This is a genomic window from Chloroflexota bacterium, from assembly GCA_026713825.1.
Classification (GTDB): domain Bacteria; phylum Chloroflexota; class Dehalococcoidia; order Lucifugimonadales; family UBA1127; genus UBA1127.
In genome coordinates this window covers 1-4,028 of the sequence record JAPONS010000045.1, presented here as the reverse complement: position 1 = coordinate 4,028, position 4,028 = coordinate 1, and the positions used below count along the sequence as shown (strand labels likewise).

The 4,028-nt window shown below is 64.3% G+C and carries 7 protein-coding genes and 1 tRNA gene; 7 read left to right on the top strand and 1 reads right to left on the bottom strand.

Annotated elements, in window-relative coordinates:
* Both OXC99_05280 and OXC99_05275 read left to right on the top strand, forming a co-directional pair.
* Positions 1-303, top strand: a 303-nt coding sequence (locus OXC99_05280) for a VOC family protein (GenBank protein MCY4624398.1), incomplete at its 5' end; no start/stop codon positions are given.
* Between the two features lie 30 nt (positions 304-333).
* The gene (locus OXC99_05275) at positions 334-696 is read left to right on the top strand and encodes a nitroreductase/quinone reductase family protein (GenBank protein ID MCY4624397.1); all 363 of its coding nucleotides are present in this window, start codon (positions 334-336) and stop codon (positions 694-696) included.
* 46 nt (positions 697-742) lie between these two features.
* Here OXC99_05275 and OXC99_05270 read toward each other — a convergent pair whose 3' ends face one another.
* The gene (locus OXC99_05270; GenBank protein MCY4624396.1) at positions 743-1,570 is read right to left on the bottom strand and encodes an alpha/beta hydrolase; all 828 of its coding nucleotides are present in this window, start codon (positions 1,568-1,570) and stop codon (positions 743-745) included.
* Between the two features lie 104 nt (positions 1,571-1,674).
* Here OXC99_05270 and OXC99_05265 point away from each other — a divergent pair, with 104 nt between their 5' ends.
* The 5 genes from OXC99_05265 to OXC99_05245 form a co-directional block, all read left to right on the top strand.
* Positions 1,675-2,226, top strand: a complete 552-nt coding sequence (locus OXC99_05265; GenBank protein MCY4624395.1) for a hypothetical protein — start codon at positions 1,675-1,677, stop codon at positions 2,224-2,226.
* 25 nt (positions 2,227-2,251) lie between these two features.
* Positions 2,252-2,336 (top strand) — tRNA-Leu (locus OXC99_05260).
* Between the two features lie 140 nt (positions 2,337-2,476).
* Positions 2,477-3,079 (top strand): hypothetical protein, encoded by a 603-nt coding sequence (locus OXC99_05255; protein ID MCY4624394.1) that lies wholly within the window; start codon positions 2,477-2,479, stop codon positions 3,077-3,079.
* An 88-nt stretch (positions 3,080-3,167) separates the two neighbouring features.
* Complete coding sequence (locus OXC99_05250; protein MCY4624393.1) at positions 3,168-3,419, top strand: hypothetical protein; 252 nt, start codon at positions 3,168-3,170, stop codon at positions 3,417-3,419.
* A 68-nt stretch (positions 3,420-3,487) separates the two neighbouring features.
* Positions 3,488-4,028: hypothetical protein (locus OXC99_05245; protein ID MCY4624392.1), on the top strand; the 541-nt coding region annotated here is incomplete at its 3' end.

Sequence of the window (4,028 nt, the reverse complement as noted above, 5' to 3'; positions counted from 1 at the left end):
TACGGCCACTTCGCGCCGGTGAAAATCAACGACAAGCTGACGCTCGACTTCGACGACCTGCGAGAGGGCGAGCAGAAGCCGCGCTCGAACCACTACGCCTTCCTCGCTTCCGACACGGCGTTTGACGCCATCCTGGGGCGCATCAGGGAAGAGGGCGTCGTGTACGGCAGCGGCCCCGGCTCGCGCACGGATGGCGAGATCAACTACAAGCACCAGGGCCGCGGCTTTTACTTCGAGTGCGAGAACGGCCACGTCTGGGAAGTCATCACCCACACCTACATCACCAGCTCTTTGGCCGGCTGACCGCATATCTCACCGCGAAGGAACTGCACCTTGGACGACGCAGCACGCAAGGCACTGGAAGCCGACAGATTGGTTGACATCACGACCACCGGACGCAAGAGCGGGAAGCCGCACCGCAAGGAGGTGCGGCTTCGCCAGTTGGACGGCCAGCCCTATCTCTCGAACAACCCCGGCACCCGGGACTGGGCGGCCAACCTGTTTGCAAACCCTGAGTTCACTTATCACCTGAAGCAGAGTGTGCAGCAGGATCTGCGGGCCCGCGCGACGCCGGTGCGCGACGTCGAAGAGAAGCGCGCGCTCCTCACTCGCATCCTCGAGAAAGAGGAGGCGCTGGACACATTGGAAGCCCGAATGGCGGGGAGCCACCTCTTCCGCGTCGAGGTACTGGACTAGCGGGCAGAGAACCCTGCGTCAGGGGTGTGCTCGGCGCTCGATGCCCCTAGTCCGGCAGGAAGTCCAGCAAGGCAGAGTTCAGTTCTTCCGAGGCTCCGGTCGGCACCCAGTGGTCGCAGTCGAGAACCACCATCTTGGAGCCGGGGATGCCCTCGTGGGTCATCTCTCCCATCTCGAGCGCGTTCGTCGAGTCATTCCTGCCCCAGACCACGAGCGTCGGGACGGGGATGTGCGGGAACCGGCGCACGGTGTTATAGCGGCGGCGCGTCTCCATGTTGTTCATGTGATTCAGCCCCCGCTGGTAGGCCGCAAGCCGTTCCGGATTCTGGGCGAGGCCATGGTGGTAGTCGGCCATCGCCTCCAGGTCCACGTCGGCGTTCACCCTGGTCTGCAGGCTGGAGAGGATCTGGTCGCGGGAGGGTGGCTGGAATTGCACCATACTGGGCAACTGGCGCGGCATAGCCCCGCCGCTGGCCACGAGAACGAGCTTGTTGAGCCGGTGGGGACTTTCGTAACCGAAGAGCGATGCGAGCCACCCTCCCATTGAGTGACCTACCAGGTTGGTCTTCTCCAGACCGAGCACGTCCTGGAACTCGCGCAGGAAGTCCACGAGGTAAGCGAACGAATACTCTTGCTCCAGCCAGCCCTCGCCCTTGCCCCACGCAAGCGCGTCCACCGCGATGACGCGCAGCTTGGTGGAGAGCGGGCCGATGTTCAGCGCCCAGTCGTGTGCGCCGCTCGTGTAGCCGACTCCGTGCACGAGTATGGTGGGATAGCCGTCGCCCGCCTCGATGTAACGGGTTGTGCCATGGCTCATCTCCACGAACTTCTCCTCAGCGTTCTCTATCGTGAGGCCACCCAGGTCTACGCTCATCTCTTCCTCCGTCATGAAAATGCGCCCCTGCCGGGCGCGGGTGTAATCGTGCGAGCGTACCGGCTGTGGTGTCAAGTGTGGGCGCGGTCGTGTACGCTTTCGGCATGCAGACTAAGACACCGTTCCTCTTTGCCATGCCTCCTCTCTTCGCCTGGCCGCTCGCCATCACGACCAGCGTCGCCCTGATCATCGCCGTGCACCTCGTGTTTTCTGAGCCTTCGATGGCGACAGAGGGGGATGCCGAGGTGGCAGCGGAGGCCACGGCAGTAGAAGGGGCGGACGAGGCGCCAGTGGCAGGACAGATGCTCAGTACCACAGGAGTGACCCTGCTCATCGGCGTGCTCATCCTCTCCGTTGGGCTCATCCCCATGATGGCGCGCCGCAAGCGGATGAAGGTACTGTGGTGGTCTGTGGGAGGAGTGGGAACGGGCTTCATGCACCTTCTCCTGGGCGGGTTGCCCTTGGTTCACCCACTCATGTTGCTGCTTGCCCTGGTCTACATGCGCTCCTCGCCGCCCGTGGAACTGGCGGCGTCGCCGGACGTTCGCTCGGTCGGCTCCCTGTCCACTGGAGCCGTGGAAGCGCAGCCCGAACCCCGGTCTGCTTCTTCTCCAAGGCGTCGGGTGCCGCGTCGTCGCAGGCGTCCCCGCTTCTAGGCTGGTGCGTTACGATAGGCTCCGTGGGGAAGTGGCGGAACGGCAGACGCGCATGATTTAGGATCATGTGCCCTCGCGGCGTGGGAGTTCGAGTCTCCCCTTCCCCACCATGACGTACCGATTTGCGAACTCCGCCATTGAGGGCGATCTCAGCGGCGTCGGCACCTCCTATGGGAGAGTCCTGCGGGGTGGGTATTGAGTAGACGATGGCGGCCTTGCCGGGCTTGACCAGAATCTCCTTGACGAAGGAGTGGACGAAGGCTTTGGTCTCGGTGAGTTCGCTGGTTGTGAGGAAGTCGCTCATCTCCTCCGCGAAGGTGGCGATGGTGTCGGCGCTGTCCAAGTACTGCCGCCGCACTGCAAGCGCAGCCCTTGCCTCGTCGGCGGCACTCTCCAGATTCTCCTTGCGCTCCCGGAGTTCCACGATGTGATCGGAGGCCGCGGCCACGTCGATGCTGTCGCTCTTCGCTATGAAGTGCCAGACGCGGCCCAGTTGCTTCTTCACGTCGTCAAGCTCCTCGTCGATGGTCTCCAGTTTCTGGCGATGCTCCCGAGCCGCTCCGTCCATCTCCTCGTCCAAGAGCTTCACGAGGTCGCGGATGTTGGACTCGGTGAGGACGTTGGCGCGCAGCTCATCGACGATGGTGTTCTCGAACTTCTTGGCGTTGAGCCTGGGGGTATTGCAGGTGCCGCTGCCCGTCTTCATCAGGGACTGGCAGACGTAGTAGGTGTACTTGCCGCTCTTGGCCTCGGAGGCGGACATTGCCCTGCCGCAGGTCGCGCACTTGAGCAGCCCGCTGAGCAGGTAGGGGCTGGACGCCCGCCTGGGGTTCGTCTGCTTCGGGGCGCGTGAGCCGAGCAGCCTCTTGACCCTCTGGAACTCCTGTTTGGATATGATGGCGGGGTGCGCGTCCTCCACTCGGACGGGCGGAGCGCCATCCTTGGCGGTTGTTCCCCAGACCACGGCTCCCGTGTATGCCTCGTTGGCGAGCATGGCGTGGATGGTGGTCTTGAGCCACCTCTTGCCGTTGACCGTGGGGATGCCCTCGGCGTTGAGGGTTTTGGTGATGTCGAGGATGCTCTTGCCCTGGATGACCATGTCGAAGATGCGGCGGACCATTGCGTCGGCGGGCGGGTCGAGCTCGAGCCTGGGGCGCTTCGTCGGCCCGTCCTGGACGTGGACCCTCCTGTAGCCGTAGGGGGCATAGGCTGGCATCCAGAAGCCGCGCGATGCGGCCTCGCGCATGCCCCGGACGACTTCTTGGGCCAGATTTTCCGAGTAGAATTCGTCCACCGACTCGATGATGGCCTCAAGGAGTCTGCCGGTGGCGTTGTCCTCGGCCTGTTCGGTGATGGAGACGACGCGGACGCCCCTGCGCCTCAGCATGGACTTGAAGGCGACGGCGTGTTCCCGTTTGCGGGTGAATCGCGAGAATTTCCAGACGAGGATCTCCTTGAAGGGGGCCTCGGGCCTGGCGGCCTCGTCAAGCATCCGTTGGAACTGTGGCCGGTCGGCGACGCGTCCGCTCTCGGCCTCGTCCACGTATTCGCGGGCGACGAGGTAGCCGTTGTGCTCGGCGTAGTCCCTGAGCGCCCTGAGCTGTGCGGCGACGGAGAGGTCCACGTCCTGGCGGTCGCTGGAGACCCTGGCATAGAGGGCCGCGGGCGTCAGGTCGAATCGGTCAGTCATCGGTCAGTCCTCCTTGTCTCTTCCTCTTCAGACTGGCGGGGGGGCGGCCCTTTCAAGCCCCCCCCCCCTCTCCACTCCCCCCCCCCCCTGCACCACCGGGCGGGCCGCCCTC